This is a genomic window from Erythrobacter sp. JB1-4, assembly GCF_057365025.1.
In genome coordinates, this window is record NZ_CP200292.1 from 1,060,120 (window position 1) to 1,083,694 (window position 23,575).

17 protein-coding genes are annotated in these 23,575 nt (G+C 56.3%); 11 read left to right on the plus strand and 6 right to left on the minus strand.

All coding sequences use genetic code 11. The features are described from left to right. From AC0V61_RS04720 to AC0V61_RS04740, 5 genes are read right to left on the minus strand one after another with little or no spacing between them, the layout of a single operon-like run. A complete protein-coding gene (locus AC0V61_RS04720; RefSeq protein ID WP_486156117.1) occupies nt 1-2,028 on the minus strand; it encodes a glycoside hydrolase family 3 protein in 2,028 nt (675 codons plus the stop codon). Between the two features lie 42 nt (nt 2,029-2,070). Beyond that, on the minus strand, nt 2,071-3,627 hold the full coding sequence (locus AC0V61_RS04725) for a glycosyl hydrolase family 79 N-terminal domain-containing protein (RefSeq protein ID WP_486156118.1): 1,557 nt from the start codon (nt 3,625-3,627) through the stop codon (nt 2,071-2,073). 54 nt (nt 3,628-3,681) lie between these two features. Further along, a complete protein-coding gene (locus AC0V61_RS04730; RefSeq protein ID WP_486156119.1) occupies nt 3,682-4,476 on the minus strand; it encodes an SDR family NAD(P)-dependent oxidoreductase in 795 nt (264 codons plus the stop codon). Nucleotides 4,477-4,509: 33 nt separating this feature from the next. Next, a complete protein-coding gene (locus tag AC0V61_RS04735; protein WP_486156120.1) occupies nt 4,510-5,658 on the minus strand; it encodes a CaiB/BaiF CoA transferase family protein in 1,149 nt (382 codons plus the stop codon). Beyond that, the gene (locus tag AC0V61_RS04740; protein ID WP_486156121.1) at nt 5,655-6,791 is read right to left on the minus strand and encodes an acyl-CoA dehydrogenase family protein; all 1,137 of its coding nucleotides are present in this window, start codon (nt 6,789-6,791) and stop codon (nt 5,655-5,657) included. Before AC0V61_RS04740 ends, AC0V61_RS04735 begins: the two co-directional genes overlap by 4 nt. Before the next feature lie 162 nt (nt 6,792-6,953). Here AC0V61_RS04740 and AC0V61_RS04745 point away from each other — a divergent pair, with 162 nt between their 5' ends. From AC0V61_RS04745 to AC0V61_RS04790, 10 genes are all read left to right on the plus strand, one after another. Further along, the gene (locus tag AC0V61_RS04745; protein WP_486156122.1) at nt 6,954-8,513 is read left to right on the plus strand and encodes a class I adenylate-forming enzyme family protein; all 1,560 of its coding nucleotides are present in this window, start codon (nt 6,954-6,956) and stop codon (nt 8,511-8,513) included. Between the two features lie 19 nt (nt 8,514-8,532). Continuing rightward, nucleotides 8,533-10,332: a carboxylesterase/lipase family protein gene (locus AC0V61_RS04750; RefSeq protein ID WP_486156123.1), complete on the plus strand. Its 1,800-nt coding sequence runs from the start codon at nt 8,533-8,535 to the stop codon at nt 10,330-10,332. A 198-nt stretch (nt 10,333-10,530) separates the two neighbouring features. Then, entirely contained in the window at nt 10,531-12,894 is a 2,364-nt protein-coding gene (locus tag AC0V61_RS04755; protein ID WP_486156124.1) for a TonB-dependent receptor, read from the plus strand. A gap of 238 nt (nt 12,895-13,132) precedes the next feature. Further along, nucleotides 13,133-14,716 carry a class I adenylate-forming enzyme family protein gene (locus AC0V61_RS04760; protein ID WP_486156125.1) on the plus strand — a complete coding sequence of 528 codons (1,584 nt, stop codon included), beginning with the start codon at nt 13,133-13,135 and terminating at the stop codon, nt 14,714-14,716. A 31-nt stretch (nt 14,717-14,747) separates the two neighbouring features. Further along, nucleotides 14,748-15,515, plus strand: a complete 768-nt coding sequence (locus tag AC0V61_RS04765; protein ID WP_486156126.1) for an enoyl-CoA hydratase-related protein — start codon at nt 14,748-14,750, stop codon at nt 15,513-15,515. Between the two features lie 23 nt (nt 15,516-15,538). Continuing rightward, nucleotides 15,539-16,792: a spinster family MFS transporter gene (locus AC0V61_RS04770; protein WP_486156127.1), complete on the plus strand. Its 1,254-nt coding sequence runs from the start codon at nt 15,539-15,541 to the stop codon at nt 16,790-16,792. Between the two features lie 96 nt (nt 16,793-16,888). Continuing rightward, nucleotides 16,889-17,302, plus strand: a complete 414-nt coding sequence (locus AC0V61_RS04775; RefSeq protein ID WP_486156128.1) for a Zn-ribbon domain-containing OB-fold protein — start codon at nt 16,889-16,891, stop codon at nt 17,300-17,302. 2 nt (nt 17,303-17,304) lie between these two features. Then, complete coding sequence (locus AC0V61_RS04780) at nt 17,305-18,447, plus strand: thiolase family protein (protein ID WP_486156129.1); 1,143 nt, start codon at nt 17,305-17,307, stop codon at nt 18,445-18,447. Between the two features lie 32 nt (nt 18,448-18,479). Beyond that, on the plus strand, nt 18,480-19,403 hold the full coding sequence (locus AC0V61_RS04785) for an SDR family NAD(P)-dependent oxidoreductase (RefSeq protein ID WP_486156130.1): 924 nt from the start codon (nt 18,480-18,482) through the stop codon (nt 19,401-19,403). A 15-nt stretch (nt 19,404-19,418) separates the two neighbouring features. Continuing rightward, nucleotides 19,419-19,805: a nuclear transport factor 2 family protein gene (locus AC0V61_RS04790; protein ID WP_486156131.1), complete on the plus strand. Its 387-nt coding sequence runs from the start codon at nt 19,419-19,421 to the stop codon at nt 19,803-19,805. Between the two features lie 13 nt (nt 19,806-19,818). Here the strand turns inward: AC0V61_RS04790 and AC0V61_RS04795 are convergent, their stop codons facing one another. After that, nucleotides 19,819-20,418 (minus strand): TetR/AcrR family transcriptional regulator, encoded by a 600-nt coding sequence (locus AC0V61_RS04795; protein ID WP_486156132.1) that lies wholly within the window; start codon nt 20,416-20,418, stop codon nt 19,819-19,821. 337 nt (nt 20,419-20,755) lie between these two features. Between AC0V61_RS04795 and AC0V61_RS04800 the strand changes: the two genes are divergently transcribed. After that, nucleotides 20,756-23,320 carry a TonB-dependent receptor gene (locus tag AC0V61_RS04800; protein WP_486156133.1) on the plus strand — a complete coding sequence of 855 codons (2,565 nt, stop codon included), beginning with the start codon at nt 20,756-20,758 and terminating at the stop codon, nt 23,318-23,320. The last annotated feature ends 255 nt before the right edge of the window (nt 23,321-23,575 follow it).

Consider the following 23,575-nt stretch of genomic DNA (forward strand, 5'->3'; position numbering starts at 1 on the left):
CTATTCAGATCCCGCCTGCTCGGCTTGCGCGCCATCTTCGGGGTCATCATTCCCAAAGGTCAACCCGTGCCCGAATGCGAATAAGGGATTGGCACTGTCATAGGGAACATCTTCCAATTGAGCCTCGACCGCTGACATCGATGAGGGAAGCTCAAAAGGCAGCTTGCCCGACGGATTGAACCGGCCAAAAACCAGTTCGAGTAAGACTGCATCGCTCACGCCAAAGCTGCCAATGACCGCAGCGCTGCTATCGGCGATTTCAGGAAACACTGCGGGGCGATCCAAGTATATATCGAGGATCAGCGGCGCTTTGCCCGCCAATTCGATCAGACGCTGCTTCTCGGGCTCTGCGAAATCCAGAGCGCCTGCGTGCATAATGCTCTCGAAAAGTCCGTCACGCTGCTCATACGGCGCGGCAGTCCGGACAATGGCAAAGTCAGCCTCTTCGGGGCTATCAACAATCTGCCCGTATTGGCCTGCAATTTCCGGATCGATGTTCTCGACATAGAGCTTTGGTTTGCCTTGCAACGGAAGCGATGGAGCGCCCGGCTCTTCGCCATTCTTAAGAAGAACCAGCGATCGGCGCTGCGCCTCCAAACCGGCCGCCACGAAATCGGCGTTTCCGACAAGCGCCTTGGCCGCGTCTGCATTGACATAAGGATTGTCGAACAGGCCGAGGCGAAATTTGTCGCGCAATATTCGACGCACAGACTGGTCAATCCGCGCCTCGCTGACTGCACCTTCGCGGACCAGCTCAACCAAAAGTTCAGGGATTTCCTCGCCGCCGAACATGTCATTGCCCGCCTCTACGATCTTCAACATGCGCTCTTTGGCAGAGAGGTCTTCAACACCCCAAGCCCGCGCTGGCAGAACAGTGAACGCGCCGAGCATTTCAGTGTCAGAAATCAGCCCCCAATCGGTGCAAACAACCCCCTCAAAGCCGTAGCGTTCGCGCAGCAGCCCCGTGATGATCGCCTTGTTGTAGGCAAAGCCGACATTCTCATCCGTCTGATCGACCGGAATACCATAATACGGCATGATCTGCGCAGCGCCTGCGGGAAATGCCCCCTCTTCAAACGGGATTATATGGTAGTCGAAATTGTCGCCGGGATAGACCTGTTCGCGGCCATATTCAAAATGCGCGTCTTCTCCGTCAGCTTGCGGTCCGCCGCCAGAAAAGTGTTTGACCATCGTGGCAACGCTTTGCGCGCCCAGCTCCTCGCCCTGCATTCCCAAGACGTAGGCCTTGGTCAAAGCGGCTGACAAATTCGCGTCTTCGCCAAAGGTCGTCGCGATCCGGGCCCAGCGCGGCTCGGTCGCAAGGTCCGCAGTCGGGTGCAAAGCTAGATGGAGACCCACGGCACGGTATTCTTGCCGTGCGATGTCCGCGAAATCGCGCACCAGCTCAGGATCATTCATAGCCGCCAAGCCAATTGGATCGGGCCACTGTGAAAAGGCTCCCGCTGGAAGCGCCACACCGCCGCCGGTCGTGACCCCGTGCCTTGGGTCGGTCGCAAGCGTCACCGGAATGCCAAGCCTTGTGCGCTCAGCCGCCCCTTGCAGCGCGTTTGACCAAGCGACGAATGTTTCAACATCCTCAACCGGCATAGCCAAGCTGAAATGGTTCATTTTCTTGGCGACAAGAAGCTCGCTGTTGGGCGAAAATACTAGGCTTTGCGGGTCCGACAGGCTCACACTTTCAGACAGCTCACCATCGGAACTGACCGTGGTGAAGTTGATGAACATAAGACCCGCTTTTTCCTCAAGCGTCATTTGGCTCAGCAAATCCTCCACCCGGTCATCAACGGAGGCCCGGGCGTCTTCGTAAGTGTCGAGTTCGCCATTTTTGTTGAGATCGCGGTATGAAAGGCCGTCGACTTCGATCACCGCAGCGCGCTCTCCAAGCTCGGCCAAATTGGACCGGAACTGCATCGCAGAGGAAACCCAAAGCCCGGCGATCGCAAGCAGCGCAAGCACGGCAATCACGAAGACCAAAAGGCCAAATCCTTTGATCAATTTGCGCGCCATTTTAGAGTTCTCTCTTTACCTTGGGCTTGTTCATTGAGGCGATCAGGTCGCGCACTTGCTATTGCCGGCACTCTTCGCGGCCACGAATGTGATTGAGCGAGGTGCCAGCTTTGCCCAATCTTGAATTAGCGGAGACAAGCCAGTTATCGTGCCGTCATCTAGCATCTTTGGCTCCGATTGATTGATGAGAACGTCTTCAGATGCGAGCTCGGGAGCGATCAGGCTATAGACTTCGGCCTCGCCATCGAGCCCGATCGAATGCGCATCGTCGCCAAGATTGAGAATGGCCAATCCAACCCCGCCGCTTTGTTGAGGCAGGCAATGGGCAAAAATCCGGAGGTCCGATGAAGGCGAAGATGGGGAAGCCAGAACGGTCGAACCCATGGTGCGCCGCCATAGCAATGCAGCCCAGTAGTTGGGGCGCGGCTCCAATGTGTCCTCGTCAATCAATGCATAATCAGAGGCGGCAAGTGTGTTATGCATGACCACTTGAACGCCGCGCTGGGCTAACTGGCCCTGTTGGTTCAAATAGCGGAAACTGTCCGCAAATGAGGCTGCCCAAGGGCTTCCCCCGCATGCCGCCTGCGCAGTTTCGGTGAGCCACATCGGCTTGCCGGGCTCATGCGCGTCTCGCTGTGCGGAGTAAAATTCATGGTCCGCAAGCGTCCCGTCCAACCATGCCGGCGAGAGCACTTCGTCGAAATTGGCGACATCGACGCCCATCCCTGCGCAGCGCTCTGATACTGCGCCATAGAAATGGTAGGAGAAGGCATCGACGCTCCCCGGATTGGCGCTCAGCATGTCGGACGTGCTGATGAAGGCGGCCTGGGCCGCAACTGGAATGTTCCCGAAGATTGCTCCTTCGCCTACGCTCCCGGGGCCAAGGATGGTCAAGTCGGGGGCGCTGGCTCTCGCCCAATCGCGGAAGATTGCGAAGTCTCTGCCGTAGTCCTCTGCGCTATACCCTGCCGGGAAACGGCCAAGCGCTGTTGCATTGGGCTCGTTCGCAAACTCAGCAGCAGCGATCTGACCGCCAGCCTCGCGTGTCAGATCGAGCAGCCTTTGCGCTTGCTCCGTTTGCCAGACACCCGTTTCATCGCGCGCTCCGCCACTGATGGCAAAGCTGGTCACAATCTTCGCATCGACGGCATTGGAGAAGTCGACAAGGCCGCGCCACTGATCCCTTGTGAGGACTTGCTCAAAGCCGCTTGGCGGTGCCTCTGCCACTTCGCCTTGGGCTGGCACATAGGTGCTGTTGGCCCATGTACCGCTTACCCGGACATAGCTAGGCCCCAAATGACGGGCCAGATTGCGCAGGCGCTGTGATGAGAGGTCCATCGGCGGCCGCATTCGATAGCGTTCGCCATTGCGATTGGCATAAGGCGCCCAGAAGCGGCCCCCGGTAACCTCGACCATCTCGACATTGTAGGATTGGAAGCGCTCATCGATGGTGGCCACTTTTTCAAGAGTTGCCAGGTTGAGACCAGGCTCTGCCGATTGAGGTGACATACAGGCGGTCGTTGCCATTGCGCTCGTAGGCACTGCAATGCCTGCGACCACCCGGCGCATGGAACGCCTCAATGTAGCGCTACCGATCATCGGTGCGCATACCCCCATGCCCTTTCTCATCTGTCTCTCCCCGCCCCACTGTGCTCAAAGCGCGAGCGTAAAGCCGCCGTTGACTGGATATGTTTGCCCGCTGATCCACGCGCTCGCATCAGAGGCGAGGAAGAGCGCCATATTGGCGATATCATCGGGTTCGCCGGGGCGGCGCACGATGTAACGCGAGAACATCTTTTTCACCCGCTCCGCATCGGCCAATTGTGCCTCGATCGCTGGTGTGCGGGTGGCGGAAATTGCTATGCAGTTTGCGTTGACCTGAAACCGGGCAGCCGTGCGGGCGACGCTGCGCATAAAGCCTGCGGCGCCGGCCTTTGCTCCTGCGTACATTTCAAGTCCTGCATCACCGTTGCGCGCAGCATCGGAGATGATGGTGATGATCCGGCCCGGTGCATTGCGCTCGATCAAGTCAGGCATGACCGCCGCGGTGCAATTCATCACCCCGTAAAGGTTGACGCCGATTGACTGGTTCCAAACTTCCGGCCCGGTTTCCCAGAAGGGTTTCATCACGTCTGCGGTAGGATTTGCACCCATATTGCCCGCATTGTTGATCAAAGTTCCAACCGGCCCCAAGTCGGCTTTGACCTTTGCCACCATGTCTTTGACCGCATCGAGATCGGTCACGTCGCACTGAACCGCAATTGCCTTGCCGCCCTGCGCACAGATTTCTTCAGCAACCGCCTGCGCCCGGTCTAGATGGTAATCGTTTACAGCGACACCGCCGCTATTGTGCGCCGACAGGTGAAGGGCGATCTGCCTGCCCACGCCTTGTCCAGCGCCAGTGACCAGTGAAACGCGGCCTGATTGATCGAGCATGTCTTTGTCCATTTGGTGAGATCCTCTCCTAAGCGCCTTCGTCATTTACGACGCTGACACTGTTCCATTTTCAATAAGTTGTTCGATCTCATTGGCGCTGTACCCCGCACCGCTGAGAATGGCTTTCCAGTCTTTGCCCCTGGGCGGGGGTGCCTGCGGAGCGGCGCTCGCGTCGCGCGCAAATTCAGGCGCTGGCTTGGTTTGCAACACGTCGTCCACGCGGTGATAGACTTGCCGGTGCGCCATATGAGGGTGCTGCGCCGCTTCATCAGGGGCAAGGACCGGGGCAAAGCAGCTGTCGGTGCCTTCGAGAAGCGATTGCCAATGCGCGCGCGGCTGGCTTGCAAAAAGCTGTGTGAGTTCGCGGCGTAACTCGGGCCAAAGGGCCGGATTGAGCTGCCCTTTGGTAAAGCGCTCATCTGCGCCAAGTCCAAGGCGCTCTATAAGCTCAGCATAAAATTGCGGCTCAAGCGGCGCAATATTGATCCAGCCGCCATCAGCGCAAGCGTAGCTTTGGCCAGCCCAGTGTGAATTGTCGAACCCTTGCGCATCTCTGGCAAAATCACCGCCTGACGCGGCCACCATAGACAAAAGCAGATTGAGCAGATTTGCAGATCCATCGACGATTGCAGCATCGACGACTTGGCCCTGTCCGCCTGACCTCACGCGCAGTACACCGGAGAGAATGCCAAGCGCCAAATAGAGCGCCCCGCCCGCAATATCGCCGAGCACTGTAGAAGGTGCCTGCGGAGCGCTGCCTGATGCTCCAGCATACCATAGCGCCCCGGAAAGCGAGGTATAATTGCTATCGTGTCCGGCCGCTTGGGCGAGCGGTCCGCTTTGCCCCCAACCGGTCATTCGCCCATAGACCAGCGCTGGATTGCGTGTCAGGCACACATCTGGGCCGAGACCCAAACGCTCCATCACGCCGGGCCGCATCCCTTCGATCAGCGCATCTGCACCAGGGATCAGCTTAAGCACGACCTCAGCTGCTTCAGGTGACTTGAGATCGAGCACAATCGAGCGTTTGCCGCGGTGGTATATCTGGTTAGGCCGCTGCTTTCCCATATCTGCCGCGGGTCGCTCAATCGCGATGACCTCCGCCCCTAAGTCAGCAAGCAACATGCCGCAAAACGGCCCCGGGCCAATGCCGGAGATTTCAACGATTTTGACCCCAGCAAGGACACCCGTCATTTGAGCAATTGCCGCGCCATTACCCGGTATTTGTGCACTTCGGTCGGCCCTTCGTAAATGCGGGCCAGCCTTTGGCCGTCGAACCAATGGGCAAGCGGGCTTTCGTATGTTCCGCCAGCGCCCCCGTGGATCTGGATCGCGCGGTCGATCACCTTGCCCACCATTTCAGTGCAGACCATTTTGATCATGCTCGCCTCTACCCGAGTGTCATGGCCTTGGTCGGCCTTTTCCGCGCAGGCATACATCATCAAGCGGTTTTGTTGGATCTCGATCCAGCTGTCGACAATCATCGACTGAATTGCCTGCTTCTCGCTCAGCGCGCTGCCAAAAGCGTGGCGGGTTTTGGCATAGTCAACCATCATCTCGTAACAGCGCTGGGCGATGCCCAACGCGCGTGCACCGACTTCGAAACGAGCTGCGGAGAGGGCCTTTTGAGCGCCCTTAAACCCCGCGCCTTCGCCGCCGATCAAGGAAAGCTCGTCCACCTTGCAGTCGTCAAAGATCAGCTGGTGTGTTTTAAACTGGCCCAGCATGGGGATTTCACGCGCCGTGATACCAGGATTGCTTGTCTCAACGCCAAACATGGAAATCCCGGCGGCCCCTTTGCCCTTTTCAGTGCGGGCAACAACGAAAACATAATCCGCGTGAGCAAAGTTGCTGATCCAAATCTTGTCGCCATTGATAATCCAGCCACTCCCATCTGGGTCGCGTTTTGCGCTGGTGTTGACGGACATGGCGGGGTCCGCGCCGCCACTTGGTTCTGTCTGAGCGAAGCAATGCCGCTTTTCGCCAGCAAGAAGCGGGTCAAGATACCGCTTCTTCTGCTCGCCTTCCAATCCGTAAAGATTGGTGAGAGTGCTGCTGCCTCCAAATTGGAGCTCAGCCAGGCACTTACATTTCTCTTCGAATATGGCGAGGTAAGTGACAATCGGCAGCTCAATTCCACCAAGCGATTCTGGCGCTGTCAGCCCCCAAAGACCAGCCGCCTTTGCCGCGTCGCGTCCGGGTGCAAAGTCGTCAGGGACAAGCGTCTCACCCGCCAACATGCGCCGTTCAAGCGGCACCTGATGATCTTTGACCAAGCGCCGGACCAGATCAACAATCGCGGTCGTTTCTTCCGAGAATTGGTACATGCACGAATTTCCTCACCCAAAGGGACATTGTTCTTGACTCATCATCAAGCATGATACTTGTTGGTCGTCAAATATATTGTCAGGCCGTGGGAAATTCGGCTGATGGGAAGGGATGCGGGCACGGCATTGGACAGGGGCCGCCAGCGCATTTGGGAGAGAACAATGCACCTTGGGATTCAGTTCGACCGCGCCATTGCGTCCTTTGCAAACAAAGAAGCCATTATCGATGGCGTTCAGCGGATCAGTTACGCCGAGCTTGGCGAGAGCGCGACCCGCTTGGCCAATGCAATGCTGGCGGCTGGCATAAAACAGGGAGACCGAGCGGCCATCTTGATGCCCAATTGTTATCAGGCGATTGCCGTCGATGGTGCGATTATGAGAAGCGGGATTGTAAAAGTGCCGCTCAATGCCCGCGTTTCGGCAGGCGAGCTTAAGGGAATGCTTGAGGACAGCGGAGCCTCAATCCTGTTCACCCATGCCGGTTTGGCCGACCTTGCAAAGGCAAGCCTTGAAGGCGTCGCAGGGGTGCGCAAGGTTGTGGTCGTTGGGAATGGTGATCCCGCTCACGGATGGATGGACTTTGAGGAATTCAAAGCCACCGGGAGCAATGATCCGATCACTGCGAAGCTGGACGAGGACAGCCTTTATAAGCTTGCATACACATCCGGGACGTCAGGCGTTCTCAAGGCGGCGATGCTGACGCATGGCAATTGGATATGCCTTACCCGTGCCTATCTCCTCGGGCCGGGTCTTGATACGACTGAGCCGAGGCTTTCTGCCTATGTCGCGCCGATCACACATGCCGCTGGCGGACAGATATTAGCCAACCTGCTGTCGGGTAGAGGCAATTTGCTGCTCACAAAGTTTGAGCCTGCCGATTTTCTGAGGGTCGTTGAGGAATACAAGGTCACCGACGTGCTGTTAGTGCCGACGATGATCAATATGCTCCTCGAATGCCCCGATATCAAAACCCGCGATCTCTCCTCGCTTACGAAGATCGTTTACGGCACCGCGCCAATGGCACCTGAACGCATCAAGCAGGCGCTTGCCGCATTCGGGCCGGTCTTGTCACAGGGGTATGGACAAACGGAATCGACCGCGGTCATTTCAACCCTCGGATTGGAGGATCATCTCGCGGTGAACGATCCTTCTATAGTTCACCGTCTTACATCGGCTGGGAAACCATCTTTCGACGTGGATGTTCGCATAGTCGATGAAGCGGGCGATGATGTTCTTGCTGGCGACATCGGTGAGATCATCGTGCGCGGCGATATGGTGATGAAGGGCTACTGGAATGCGCCCGAACTGACCGCCGATACGATCAAGGACGGCTGGCTTTACACCCGCGATATGGGCCGGATTGACGAGGACGGGTACTTGTACCTTGTCGATCGCAAATCCGACATGATCATTTCCGGCGGCTTCAATGTCTATCCCGCCGAAGTCGAGAATGCACTGATGGAGCATCCAGCCGTTTTCGAGGCCGCTGTTGTGGGTGTTCCAGACGACAAATGGGGCGAGGCGGTCAAGGCGGTGGTCGTGACCAAAGCTGACGTGGGCGAAGAGGAATTGGTCGCACATTGCTCAGAGAGGCTTGCGCGTTTCAAGGCCCCGCGAAGCGTCGATTTTGTCGATGCCTTGCCCAAAAGCGCGGTTGGCAAGACCCTGAGACGGGTCGTGAAAGAACGGTATTGGCAAGGCCAAGAGCGCCGCGTGCACTAAGCAGTTAGGGATCAAGACAATGGCATTGGAACTCGCTTACTTTCGCCTGGTCAACTGGGCCAATTGGGGCCTCTTATCAGCCGCCTTTTTCTGGCTCTTTGGCGCCGCAGCCTTGGCGCAAAGCCAGCCTAGCGTGGAAACCAAATCCGGTGCGGTTATTGGGCAGTCCGATGGCGGGATAGATAGCTTTTTGGGTATACGCTTCGCGCCTTCTACTGAAGGCGACCGGCGGTTCATGCCGCCCGGTGCGCCGCCCGTCTGGAACGCGCCGTTGGAAGCCACAAGCTTCGGGCCAGCATGTCCAAGCGTTGACCCCACGCGCGGCAATGTCAGGATCGAGAACTCGAGCGAAGATTGCCTCTCTTTGAACATCTGGAGGCCAGAGGGCGACGCGAGTGATCTTCCGGTGATGGTCTGGATACACGGCGGCGGGTATCAATTCGGCTCGGCAAGAACCGAAGTCATCAACGGCGAGCGGTTGGCGAGGCGCGGCAATATGATCGTCGTGACGATCCAATATCGGCTCGGCATCTTGGGGTGGATGGACCTCACCCATCTGGGCGGGGACGCGTATCGCACCAGCGGCAACAATGGCGTGCTCGATCAAGTGGCTGCCCTGCGCTGGATCAAAGACAATATCGCGGCCTTTGGCGGCAACCCTCAAAACGTGACGATCTTTGGCGAGTCCGCTGGGGCAGTGTCGGTCGGCACCTTGCTCAATACGAAGCTTGCGCGTGGCCTCTTCGCAAGAGGGATTATCCAATCGGGTCATCCCTTCATTCTGACGACCAAAGAAGAATCCGCCTTCGTCACGCGCACCATCATGGAACAAGGCGGACTCGAAACAGTCGAGGATTTGAAAGCCTTGAGCGCGGAGGAGATTTTGGACCTCCAGACATCATACCTTTCAGGGCCCGGACAAGGCTACACATTGGGCTCATTTTTGCCGAGCTTTGACGGAGAGGTCATAACCGAATTCTACGGTGAGAATTTGGCCGACCCTGATTTTGCGCCCGTGCCTGTGATTATCGGCTCCAACCGCGACGAATTTCGCAATTGGGCGCATCTGAACGGCATAGCGAGATTGCCCTTCGGCTTTTTTCAACCTTGGCTCGACGCGCTTTCCGGTGGGCAAAGCGCCGCCATTTACGATGCTTACAAATCCGAGCGCCCTGAATTGAGCGATGGCGAGTTTGGCATGGCGGTGATGGGAGACGCGCTTTTCAGAATGCCGAGCCTTCGTCTTGCCGAAAAGATGAGCGCTTCGGGCCATCCGGTCTGGGTCTATTTGTTCGAGTTTGAAACCAATGTTCCCGGTAGCAAGGTGGGCAGCCCCCATGCGATGGATATACCGATCGTCTTCGGAAATCTGGACGCCCCGCAAACTCGGCAGCATCACATTCTTGTTACCGACGAGAACAGGCATTCCTTGCAAGATTTCTCCGACCGTGTGCAGGACGCCTGGATAGCCTTTGCGCGCAATGGCGACCCAAGCACAGCTGCTCTGGGCGAATGGCCAGCCTATGATGAGCAGACGCGCGCAACCATGGTTTTGAACTTCAAAAGCCGGGTTGAGAATGACCCCATTAGTGCAGAGCGTAAGATTTGGGACGGCGTCGCCTTTGATGGCCTCACCCCGTCCGCGCATCACTCTCAACCCACGTCGCACCCTGACACGAAGGTCACGTTTGCTACGATCATAGCGGTGATGGGCCCTTTGCAAGTGGCCCTATGGAGCGCTGGAATTGTGGCAGTCCTCTTGCTTGGTGCTTGGGGAATCCGGAGGCTGATACGCAAGCGGAAGGTCGCTGCAAACTGAGGCTACAAGATCACAGCCTGACCGAGAGGGTCTGCAAAAGACCCCCTCGCCTTGGCGTCTAAACACCCGTTTCAACACACAAACTATCCCGCAAGCAAATATCTATTGCCTAGCAAACAAATATGTTTAGGCTCGCAATCGTTGGGCGCTCAATGAACATCAAAAGATGTCTTACGCCGGCTTTTGGGAGAGAAGTTTATGCGTGGAATTATCCTTTCATCTGTGGCGCTTGCTGCCTTGGCTTTGCCAATGACAGCGCATGCACAGAACAATGAAGAAGAATCGGCGGAGAACGCAGAAGAGAACGTAATCGTTGTCACTGCTCAGCGCCGTGACCAAAACCTTCAAGAGGTTCCAATCGCGGTTACCGCATTTAGCGGCGAATTGATCGAGCAGGCGCGCATCACCGATGTTATTGACCTGCAAACATCGACACCTGGCTTTCAAGCATCGACAGCCAACCGCCCCGCTACATCGAGCTCATTCTTTCTGCGCGGCTTTGGTACCGCAGGCAGCGATCCAGGCATTGAGGCCGCTGTTGGTCTGGTGATTGACGATGTGTATCGCGCACGCTCGGGCAACGGTTTGGGCGACTTGGTCGATATTTCCGGTCTCGAAGTGCTGCGCGGTCCGCAAGGCACGCTGTTCGGCAAGAATACCACAGCGGGTGTCATCAAAGTGACAACCCGGCGTCCCGACCTCAATGATTTTGAAGGTTTTGGAGAACTAACGGCGGGCAATCACGATCTTGTCCGTTTCCGCGGTGCGACAAACCTTCCTATCGTTGAAGACGAAGTCGCTTTGCGTTTCAGCTTTGGTTATCAGAGCCGCGACGGCTTCATTGATGATCCCTTGCGCGATACATCCTACAATGATCGCGATCGTTTCACCTTCTCAGGCAAGTTGCTTTGGGAAATTTCACCCGGATTTGAAGCCTATATCATCGGCGATTATTCGGAAATTGATGAATCGTGCTGCCAATCGGTGCGTTTCAGCAACCCCGCCAATCCTCTACCCGGCATCGCCGCTGGGCTCGCCGCTGCTAGGGGTGCGAGTTATCCCAATCCACCAACGCCGACCGAATTCACGACATCGGTCAACCGTCCTGTGGTCAATACCAACAGGGATCGCGGCATTCAGCTCCAGTTGAACCTTGATCTTGGCGGCGCTGAGCTTTCATCGGTCACTGCCTATCGCAACTTTGATGATTTCACCGTCAACGATGTGGATTTCTCAGGCGCCGATTTGCTCGGACAAGAAATCAACTTTGGCATCGAGACCTTCACTCAAGAGCTTCGCCTGCAAGGCGATGCATTTGATGGCCGTCTCGATTGGCTCATCGGCGGTTTTTACTCTGATGAGAAAATCGACACAGCGGGCAATATCTCGCTTGGCGGTGATCTCAACACCTGGGGCCAAATCCTTGGGCTTCCAGCGATCTACCCTGCGCAAGAGGCAGCATACGGCAATGTCGCAAGTCAAAAAGCCAACAGCTACTCGCTCTTCACGCACAATATCTTTGAAATTGCAGATGGGTTGAACTTCACCGCAGGCCTGCGCTGGACGAAGGAAGACAAGGATGCTGTGCAAGCGCCTTTCTTTAACAACTTTGCATCCAACCTGCCCTTCACCGGCTTTGCGCCAATCGGGTTCTCGTCCTTTGCTTACGACGTATCACGCAGTGAAAGTGACTTTTCCGGCACGGCGTCGCTCAGCCATCAGATCACGCCCGATGTTATGACATACGCGAGTTATTCGCGCGGGTTTAAAGCGGGCGGCATAGCGCTTGGCCGCGATTCAGCGGGACGACAGTTTTCGGTCAATCCGGCGTGTTCGGCAAACAATACGGTCGCATTGGCGGTCCCCGGCCTTACGGTTTTCCAGTGTGATCCGCTTGACCCGACCTTTGAAGATGAGACCGTCAATTCTTACGAATTGGGTCTGCGCTCACAGTTCTTGGATCGCCGGGTTACATTCAACCTGACCGCGTTCCGGGCAGACATCTCGAACCTTCAGCAAAATACCTTCACCGGCACAGGCTTCTTTGTGTCAAATGCTGGTAGTGCGCGGACACAAGGCTTGGAGCTCGAGACATTGATCAAGCTGGGCTCAAACTTCAGTATCGGAGGCAACGTCAGCTATCTCGACACTGAGTTTGGTGCCGAAGTGCCAAGCGTTGCAGGCGGCGAGCCTCCTTTAGGTGGGCAAGATCTTGGTGCAGCGCCTGAATGGAGCGGAGCCATTTTCGCCAATGTCGAATTGCCATTGTCTGACACGCTCGAATTTTTCGCACGGCCAGAATACTACTTCCAGTCCTCCACCTTCACCAGCACCCGCGTCGCCAGCGATGGCAGCGAGCTTAAGGCCGATGGCTATGGCTTGCTGAACGTGTCGGCTGGCCTCAACATTGACGAGAAATTCCAGGTTTCGGCCTTCTGCCGCAACTGCACTGATGAGGTCTACAACAGCCTGATCTTCTCGTCAGTGTTCCAGCCGGGAAGCAAGGATGCATTCCTTGGAAACCCTGCTGAATATGGCGTTTCCTTCAAGTTCGAATGGTAGAAGGCACAATGCCACTGTTTGAAAATAGCGAAAACTTACAATAAGTTCTCCACTGTGGCCCGGTTCCGTTTCTCCGGAGCCGGGCCACTCTCTTCAAGCAGTGCAGCAGACATGTGGGCGCTGAAATGCCCCCACAAGAAATCAATCAGATAGCCACGAAGCGCGCCTAGCCGCTTGTTGAATAACCAATAAATACGTGGCAGTCTGAGATCAGAATATTGGACCAAGGAGAGTCGCCGTGAGCGATGTGAAGATGGCGAAACCAGAAGAGGCACAAGCGCAAGCTCCAACACCGCGCACGATCGAATATTGGGCGAGCGAGAAACCCGACGGATTGGCGCTTGTCGAGGGCGACAAATCGCTGACCTACGGCGATTGGAATGCGCAGGCCGACAAAGTGGCGGAAGGTTTTGCGCGGCTCGGCGTTGTGGCCGGCGATGTGGTTGTCACACGTCTGCAAATCCGGACGGAATGGGCCATCATTGCCTCGGCTGCTGCAAAACTTGGCTGTTCTATCCTTGGTCTCAACTGGCGTCTGACGCCAAGTGAAGTGAATTACGTTCTCACCAACAGTGATGCGAAAGTGCTTGTTTGCGACGATGCTGACCCTTCAGCATTGCTTCCCGCATTCGAGGGTGCTGCGCTCAAGCTTAAGGTCTCTCTCGACGTTCCAGCCGATGAGTTTGTCGCCTACGAGGACCTGCTGGTCGATGATGCCCCGGCGCGCTTTTCAAAGGGAGAAGCGCCGCTGATCATTTACACATCGGGCACGACGGGCCTGCCCAAGGGCGTAAATATGAGCCCGGGCGAAGGCGCGGATATGCAAAAGATCATGGAGTATTTCCAATCGCTTGCCGCCGCCCGCCCGCAACTGCCCGGCGATGTGGTCTTGATCTCAATGCCGATGCACCACGGCGCTGGTCCTGGGCTCGTGCGCGGGACATTGGCCAATGGCAACACAGGGATTTTGCAAGGGCGCTTCGATCCCGAAGGCACTCTGCAATTGATGCAGGATCATAAGGTCACCTTCTGGACCGGCGTGCCGACCATGTACAAACGGATCAACGGCCTGCCGGAAGAAACGCTGAACAAATACGATGTGTCTTCGCTTCGTTCGCTTGGCGTTGGTGCGGCCCCTGTTCCAGCATCGCTTAAGGAATGGATCCGCACATTCTTCGGTGAGGTATTGCACGAAAGCTATGGCGCAACCGAAGTGGGTATGATCAGCAATCTGGCCCCTGAAGAGCAAAAGCTTAAACCCGGATCATCGGGCAAGCCCCACAAACACGTGCTGATCGAAATCCGCGATGAAGATGGCAATGTGCTTCCCGCAGGAGAAGCTGGCGAGATTTGGATCAATACGCCTGTCACCATCCGCAACTATGTAAACGCTGATTTGCTCGCCAGCGATACGCTGGATGATCGCGGCTATTTCCGTATCGGAGATGTGGCGATGCTCGATGAGGACGGCTACATCTACATCACCGACCGCGTCAAAGACATGATCATATCGGGCGGCGTGAACATCTATCCAGCTGAGATCGAGGCCGCCTTGATCCAGCATTCCGACATTCAGGACGTTGCCGTGATCGGCGTGCCAGACGAAGAATTTGGCGAGAAGGTTTTGGCGTTTGTCGAGCTTAAGCCGGGCAAGAGCTTGAGCGAAGATGATGTGCGCGACTTCGCAGGCGAACATCTTGCGTCTTACAAAAGGCCGCGCGTTATCGAGTTTCGTGAAGAGTTGCCGCGCAACACTATGGGCAAGCTTTTGAAGAAAGACTTGCGGGCCCCCTTCTGGGAAGGCCGCGAGCGCGCAGTTTGACGCTCGTTAACGCATTTAGAGAGGCCGCAAGATGACGTATATTTCGACCGAAACGCATGACCATATTCTGACCATAACGCTCGACCGTCAGGAATCGCGCAACGCCTTTAACCGGGCGATGGCCGAGGAGATGGAGCAGATCATCGACGATTACGAAGCCGATACCGAGCTTCGCTGCGCAATCATTTGCGCCAAGGGTCCCACGTTTTCTGCAGGGCAAGACCTTAAAGGAGCGCTGAAAGGCGATTTAGCGGTTGCGCCAAAGCGCGGCGGTTTTGGCATTATGAGCATGCCTCCTGAAAAGCCGCTTATCGCAGCGGTTGACGGGCAGGCATTAGCCGGCGGGATGGAGCTGACTTTGTGCTGCGATATCATTGTCGCCTCTGAACTTTCCGTTTTCGGGCTTGCCGAGGCAAAGCGCGGATTGGTTGCAGTGGGCGGCGGATGCTTCCGCCTGCCCCACCGCATCCCGCACAATATCGCGATGGAAATGGTGATCACCGCCGAGCCCAAGTCCGCACAGGAAATGCATCACTTTGGCTACGTCAACAGCGTGGTGAAATCGGAAGACGTGATGGACGAAGCTATGCGCTTTGCCAAATTGGTTGCGCGCAATGGGCCGATTGCGGTCAAGGCTTCCAAAGCGCTGGCTTACCGTTCTGCGACCGAGCAGTGGACCGACAAGCAGGCTTGGGAAGAGCAAGGTCCGATCGTCGAACCGATGATGAATTCAGCGGACCGTTTTGAAGGTCTCAAAGCATTTGCGGAAAAACGGGACCCCGTCTGGACGGGCAAGTGAGCACGGCTGCACAAAGCGCCCCCGTGACAACGCGGCCGTGGCTTACCGTGGCGATGCTGTGCGCGGTTTATGCCTGTAGCCAGCTTGACCGCCAGATCATGGGTATCCTGCTCGAACCCATCAAACAGGATTTGGGCGCATCAGATACGCAGATGGGCTTTCTCGTAGGACTGGCCTTTGCAGTATTCTACACCTTCCTCGCCATCCCAATCGCGGTGGTGGCAGACAAGGGGTATCGCCGCAACATCATCGCCGCCTCTGTCATCGTCTGGAGCGCGATGACGGCCGTGTGCGGGGTCGTCAACACCTATGCCCAGATGGCTTTCGCGCGCATGGGTGTGGCCGTCGGAGAAGCCGGATCGACCCCTGCCTCAATCTCGATTATCTCATCGCTGTTCGATGAAAAACGCCGCGCAACCGCGATGAGCGTCTTCGCCATGGGCGCAAGCCTTGGCGTGCTCCTCGCCTTCCTTGGGGGCGGATATTTGCTTGATACTGTCGGCTGGCGGCAGACATTTATCATCGTTGCCATACCCGGCATTCTGCTTGGCATATTGGTTCTGTTTGTGGTGCGCGAACCGCCAGTGCTGCCGCAATCTTCACCTGACGACAAAGCATCGGTTGGGCCAACTGTCCGGCACATGCTCAAGAACAAGGCGATCCGTCACATCTTGATCGGCAAGTCTCTGGGCGGTTTTGTTGGCTACGGAATGATTGTCTGGACGCCGGCATTTCTGGTTCGCACCCATGGTTTGAGCGGGACTGAAATCGGGCTGACCCTTGCACTTTTTGCAGGAATTGGCGGAGCCATTGGTACGCTTATGTCGGGCCGTATTACCGACTATCTCGGGCAGTTTGACGAACGCTGGCGCGCCTGGGCGATGGCCGTTTCCATGGTGATCGTGGTTCCGTTCTCAATTTTTTGGTTCACGATCGACAGCTATTGGTTGGCGCTTTGCTTTTACGCGGTGCCTGCACTGCTCGGCGGCTTTTACCTCGCGCCCTCCACCGCGCTCATTCAAAATCTGGTTCAACCTCGCATGCGCGCAGTGGCATCGGCGATCTCCATGTTCCTGCTCAACATCATTGGCATGGGACTAGGCCCGCAAGGCGTGGGGATTTTGAGCGATCTTCTGAAGCCTGCATATGGCTCAGATTCGCTGCGCTACACCTTATGCATATTCTTGGCGGTGAACGTCTGGTCGGCTGTGCATTTCTGGATTGCCGGAAATCATCTCAGCGCTCCGGGTGACAAAGCTCAGCCAGCAGCAGCGTGATGAAACCTATACCAACATATTTGCCAATGAACAAATAAATGACTTGAAGGCAGTCTGAGCCAATGCGAAGAGATGCCGCTTAACAAGGAGACAATCATGGATAGCGCAAACGACGCGTTGTTTTCTGCCGAGGGCACTGATGCTGCCGCAAATGTTCCATCGCTCTTGGGCGGGAAATGCAACGCTTGCGGCGCTGTGTTTTTCCCTATGCAGACCTATGGCTGTCAGGCGTGCGGGTCAAAAGATCTTGCGCCTCAAAAACTCACCGGTCGCGGCACGCTCATTTGCAGCGCGCCTGTCTTTATGTCGATGAACCCTGCCCTGCCCGCACCCTTTACCGTCGGCTCGATTGAGCTGGAAGATGGTCCCAAAGTGCGCACCATGCTGGCGGTGGAACCGGGCACGCAGCTCACCCCGGGTGATGCGATGGAGGCGACACTGGTGCCGCAACCGCGCGAGGGCAAAGGCGAACATGACTTTCGATTTGCTCCAGCTGGGAAAGGGAACTGACCATGGCTAAACTGATCTCTGATCTTGCGCCCGTATATGTCGTTGGCGTTGGTTTTCACCGCTACCAGCATGCCTCTGCCACCCCCTATGTTCAGCTTGGACTAGAAGCCGTCCGCGGCGCGCTTGCTGATGCAGGCATTGAATGGGAAGGCGTTGAGAGCTCGTATGTCGCCCACGCACTCCTCGGAATGGCGGTGGGACGCCCGATGCTTGGCCACCTTGGCGCATTGGGCAAACCGATCGTGCACGTTGAAAATGCCTCGGCCTCGGGTTCAACCGCGTTTCGTCACGCCTGTATCGAAGTCGCCAGTGGCATCAGCGATGTGGCCCTGGCCGTAGGCGTTGATAAACCGCCAAAGAAGGGTGTGTTCCGCTCACCAACCGGCATCGACAATCTGGCAGATGACGCAATTGCACCGTTCACGCATTTTGCTCTGTTGAGCGATGAATACAGCCATCGCCATGGCATCGCCTCCGAAGACATTGCCCGGATCGCGGTCAAAAACCACGCCAATGGTGCGAAGAACCCCAATGCCCAGCGCCAAAAGGTTCGTTCACTGGATGATGTGGTAGGCGCGCCGCCAATCTCCGGCACGCTAACCGCCCTACAATGCTGCCCCATTGGCGAAGGCGCTGCTGCTGTGATTGTCGCATCGGAAGAAGGCATCAAACGCCTCGGAATTGATCCTGCAAGGGCAATCCGCGTCGCTTCATCAGCGGCAGGCAGCGAGAAGGCCAACCAAGGGCTTAATCCGGACACTGCGCTCAGCAATGAAACAATGATGCGCGCGATTGCAGAGGCTCAGATTACACCGGGTGATCTGGACGTGATCGAGCTTCATGATGCATTCGCAACAGAAGAACTGCTTTACGCCGAGGCAACGGGCATCTGTAATCCGGGTGAATTCATCCCGATGCTCAAAGATGGCCATTGGGACATTGGCGGGCAATGCGCGATCAGCCCCTCTGGCGGTTTAATCGCAATGGGCCATCCTGTCGGACCAACCGGTGTCGGCCAAATTGGTGAACTGACAATGCAACTGCGTGGCGAAGCGGGTGAGCGTCAACAACCAGATGCCAAGCATGGCCTTGCGCATATGGTTGGCGTTGGCGCGGTTTGTTACGTCCACGTCCTGTCGAACTAATCAGCCAGCGACCAGATCAAGGAAAATTTCTCGTGCTTATTGAACCACGCCTTCAAAGCGATCTTCTTAAAGACAAAGTGGCCATCGTCACTGGCGGCAGCCGCGGGATTGGCGGCGCGACGTCTGAGATGCTTGCAGCCAATGGCGCGCATGTGGTTATTGCGGACGTTGACGCGGACGCAGCCCAAAAAGCGGTTGATGACATCAACGGCGCCTTTGGATCAGACAGCGCCAGTACATTTGTAGGCGATCTTCTTGCCGAAGGTGCCTGCGACGAGCTTGTTCATGGAACCGCCAAGGAGCGAGGTCGTCTCGACATTGTCGTCAACAACGCTGGTTATGCTTGGGATGGCGGCATTCATTCGATGACGGACGAGCAGTTCCAAGCAATGCTCGACATCCATCTCATAGTACCATTCCGCATTTCGCGCGCGTGCGCCCCGATATTCAAGGCGACCGCTGAGAAAGAGGACGCGGGCGGAGCAGCCGATTACCGCAAGATAATCATGGTGTCCTCCATGGCCGGGCAATGGGGCCTGATGGGTGCAGGCAATTACGCTTCGGCCAAAGCCGGGATGCTCGGCTTGATGCGCACCTTGGCTCAGGAATGGGGCCGCTATCGCGTTAACTCGAACGCCGTAGCATTCGGGGTGATCCAAACACGTTTTGGCCAGCCGCAATCCGAAGATGAAGTCATCGAAGTGGACGGCCGCAAAATCCATGTCGGCATGACGGCAAAGCAAGCTGCGCGTATGGGCGTAAAGGTCGATCCAGACCACAAGCCCACACAAGAAGAAATCTACGCGACCAAGCCAAATCCGATGATCACGCTGGGCCGCTCGGGTTCTATCCGCGAGGCGGCGGAGTCGATCTTCTGGCTCGCCTCACCGCTTTCGGATTATGTGACCGGCCAAGTCCTAACGGTCAGCGGCGGCGCGCGCGGCGGAATGAGCTGATGGAGCTGCGCAAGAATGGATAAGGCCCAGACTTTTGCAATCGCGGATCAGTTCTTCTCTGCTATTGAGAAGGGCGATATCGACGCCGTTGACGCGCTCTATGCCGACGACATCGTCGTTTGGCATAGCAATCGTGCTCTTGATGAAAGGGCTACCGGACAATCAAAGTCCGAAAACTTGGCGCTCTTGCGATATGTCTGCGAATTCATCGAGGGTCTGCACTACGAGATTCTCGACCGGCAAATTACAGAGACCGGCTTCGTCCAACAGCATGTCTTTCGCGGACGCTCAAAAGGCGGCCATGAGGTCGCATTGCCGGTTGCGATAATCTTAGTCATCAAAGACGGCAAGATCGCGCGCATCGACGAATATATGGATCCGGCGAAATGGCCGACGGAATAAGCGGAGCAGGCTCCTAGGGCGCCAACCGGGCGCACATTGTGGCAACGAATTCTTCGCCTGCCGCATTCTGATCGAATGATTTATCGAGCGCCGCAAAGGCCATCTGCCCGCGCAAGAACGAATAGATCACAGGGGCGTGCGCGGCTGGATCAATGTCGGCGCGGATATTGCCCAGCTCAATTCCCGTCCTGATCTCTGCCTCGATACCCTTCTTACCCTCAGCATTCAGCTTAGCGATAGTCTTGCTCAATCTGGGGCTCACAAGAGCTTGCGCGATCAAAATCTGAAGGGTGCGAATTTCAACCCCCTGACCCGCAACATAGCTGCGCACCAGCGCGATCAATGTCGGAAGCCCGCGTTCATTCGAGGAGATGTCTGCCGCGCGCTTGTTGTAAGCGCCCACCACATGTTCTGCGACACGGGCGAGCAGATCTTCCTTGCTGCCAAAATAGTGAGCCGGGAGACCTCTGCTATAGCCAGCGTTCTCGGCAACATCTGCAAGGGTGAAGCCATCATAACCAAGCTTGCCAACCAGCTTGACGGCCTGATCCAGCATTTGAGTCTCTGCTTTTTCGCGGCGCTCTGCTTGCGTCCGGCGCTTTACCTCAGCCATCATCGGGGCCCATGCTGGTTGTAACCTTTGCCAATAGACAGACAATTCGTCTGGCGCTCAAATAGAGATTACTCAAGGCCGGTGTCAACGCGCCTCCGATAATTGAGCCTACCATCCACACACCCTCGCAATCCACCTTTGCGCAGGCTCGCACCGTGCCCCTTCAGACTAGCTGGCTTTTACCAGAGTTGGCGTGGGAACAGACCTTCTCATTAGAGGTCATAACATGGGCCAAAAGTCATTCTCTTGCATGTTATCGGTTGTACGTATAACAATGTTGTCCCAGAGTAGGGAACCGCATCAGCAAAAAGTTGAGCGGGAATGGAGAGGGAAAACTATGACGCGTAAGCTTACCGCTTATGCTGCGGGCCTTATGGCGTGCAGCGCAATCACCGCACCAGCGATGGCACAAGATGCCGAACAGGCCACCGAGGAGCTGCAAGCACCTGGTGACAATGTGATTATCGTGACCGCGACACGCCGGGCCGAAAACCTTCAGGAAATTCCGCTCGCTGTGACGGCGGTTGGTACGGAAGACTTGGACCGTCAGGGGATCGCAGACGTCAGGGGCTTGGCAGACGTATCGCCAAGCTTCAATTTGAACTCATCCGACACGGAAACCGGTGGTACAACGATCCGTATCCGCGGTGTCGGCACCACGGGTAACAACATCGGTCTTGAAAGCGCCGTCGGTGTCTTCTTGGACGGTGTTTATCTTTCACGCCCGGGCGCAGCGCTTGGTGACCTTGTCGATGTTGAACGGGTTGAGATCTTGCGTGGCCCACAAGGCACATTGTTTGGCCGGAACACTTCGGCCGGCGCGCTTAACATCACGACCAAACGGCCATCGCTTGATACGGTCGAGGGTTTCGCGAATGCGAGCTACGGCAATTTTGACTTTATGAACGTGCAAGGCGGTGTCAGCCTTCCGATTGTCGAAGATTCTCTCGGGGTCCGTTTCTCAGGTGCTTATCGTAAACGCGATGGTCTGCTCACCAACCAGTTGGGCGAGGACCAGAACAATCGCGACCGTTATTCTCTTCGCGGTCAATTGTTCTGGGAGCCATCAGCCGATGTCAGCCTGCGACTGATTGCCGATTTCGCAAGCGCTGATGAGAGCTGCTGTGCCGCTGTCATTGTGCGCGAGTCTGAATTGTTCGCCAGCGGCGCTGCATTTTTGGCCAATGGCCTTCCGGCTGACGGCGGGGCGCCGTTCATCGGAAGCCCAGACGACCGCAGCAGCGCTTTTTTCGAACGCATCAACAACACGACCAGCGATCTGCGTAACGGCTATGACAATTTGGGTTTTTCAGCCGAATTGAACTGGGACCTCAGCGACAACGCTTCGCTAACCTATATTGGTTCTTACCGTGATTTTGACGCCTTCACCTCACGCAGCACCGACTATGTCGGTTTGGCTGTTTTCTCGGTTGGTACGGGCGACTCGATTTTCAACAACCCTAACGACATTCCCAATCTTACCGAGATCGAAACCATCACGCATGAGCTTCGCCTGCAGGGTGAAGCGTTCGATGGCGGGTTAGACTGGTTGGTTGGTGTGTACTACGCCGATGAGCAAATCTCCACGAACCCGGAAGGGAGCTTGGGTCTTGGTCCGGATTATGAGGCCTATATCAACTCGTTCCTAACGGCGATTGGACAGCCCAACGTGGATACGCTGGCCTTTATTGCCACAGGGGGCCTTGCGGGTAATCCGAACGCGCTCACCGATGTCGATTTCACCGGTGCGTTTGCTCAAAACGTCTTTACGCAAGACGCAGAAAGCTGGTCGATCTTTACGCACAATACCTTCAACGTCACCGATACGCTCAGCCTTACCGCTGGTATTCGTTACACTGATGACAAGAAAAGAGGTGCCTTCACTCAGCTAGCGGCTCAGAACGAGCCTTGCACGGCGACCAATCCGGCTTTCGGGGCAACGGGCCTCAACGGTCTATTGTGCTTTGTCTTTGCGGTTCCGGCTGATGTACCGGGCGCTGTTGGATTGCCGCTTACCTTTGGTAACGGCGCGCAAGGCGGTGCATTTGACCAGTTCGACGATGACGAGCTGATCTACACCGGTAAGATTGCTTGGGAAGCGTCTCCCGATGTGAACACATATCTGAGCTTTACTCACGGCTATAAATCAGGTGGTTACAACCTTGATGCATCAGCCAGTGTCGGCGGGCTTGATCCGCGCTTTGCATCAGAGACAATCGATGCGTACGAGCTTGGTGTAAAAGCCACTATGTTCGATGGCCGCGCGACCGCGAACATTGCGGTTTTCCACCAAGAGCTAAGCGATTTCCAGGTGCTTGAATTCACTGGCGTTGCGTTCCAGACTTTCAACGTGGGATCGGCCAAAAGCACGGGTGCCGAGCTGGAATTTCAGATGCAGGCGAGTGATGAAATCGCGATCAACACTGCGATGACATATTCGGATGCACGCTATCCCAGCGATTGTGTTGCTGGCGATCCCAATCCGCTTCCCCAAGCAGCGAACCTGTGTGGGAACAGCCTGACCAACGCACCAGAGTTCGTCATGAACGCGGGCATTGTGTATGAGAATGAAATCACCGAGTCTGGTTGGACGATGGCGGCAAGCATGAACGTTCGTTACGAATCGTCACGCCGGACCAGCACGCAGGCAACCGAGGTGGGCTCTGACATCCCGCTCCCGTTCGATATCCAAGATGCGAACGTGAAAGCCAACGCGCGGATTGGTTTCACCACGCCGAGTGAGAGCTTCACGGTTGAGCTGTGGGGCAACAATATCTTCAATGAGCAAACCCGCAATGTGACGTTTAACACGCCGCTTCGCGGTGTTGCAGGCGCACGTTCACGCGGTGCCTTCCTTGAAGATCCTCGCACATATGGTGTGACCGTTCGCACAAAATTCTAAATTCAGCTCCCTTCTCCACTGGGGCTGAACGGGTGGTCGGTAGAAATGCCGGCCACCTTTTTTATGGGCTAGAGCCGCCGCTCGGTCCGAATGGCGCAGGTCCCGCACATGTCACAGGGCATCTCTTACTCCGAGAATTTGCCACCAACGATTATTGATCGGCCAACCAATAAGTGTTAGCCAAAGCTTGCTCTGCAGTCGAACTGGCAAAGACCTGCTCTCGACATACAGTTCCGTCATTGAATGCAGCAAGGG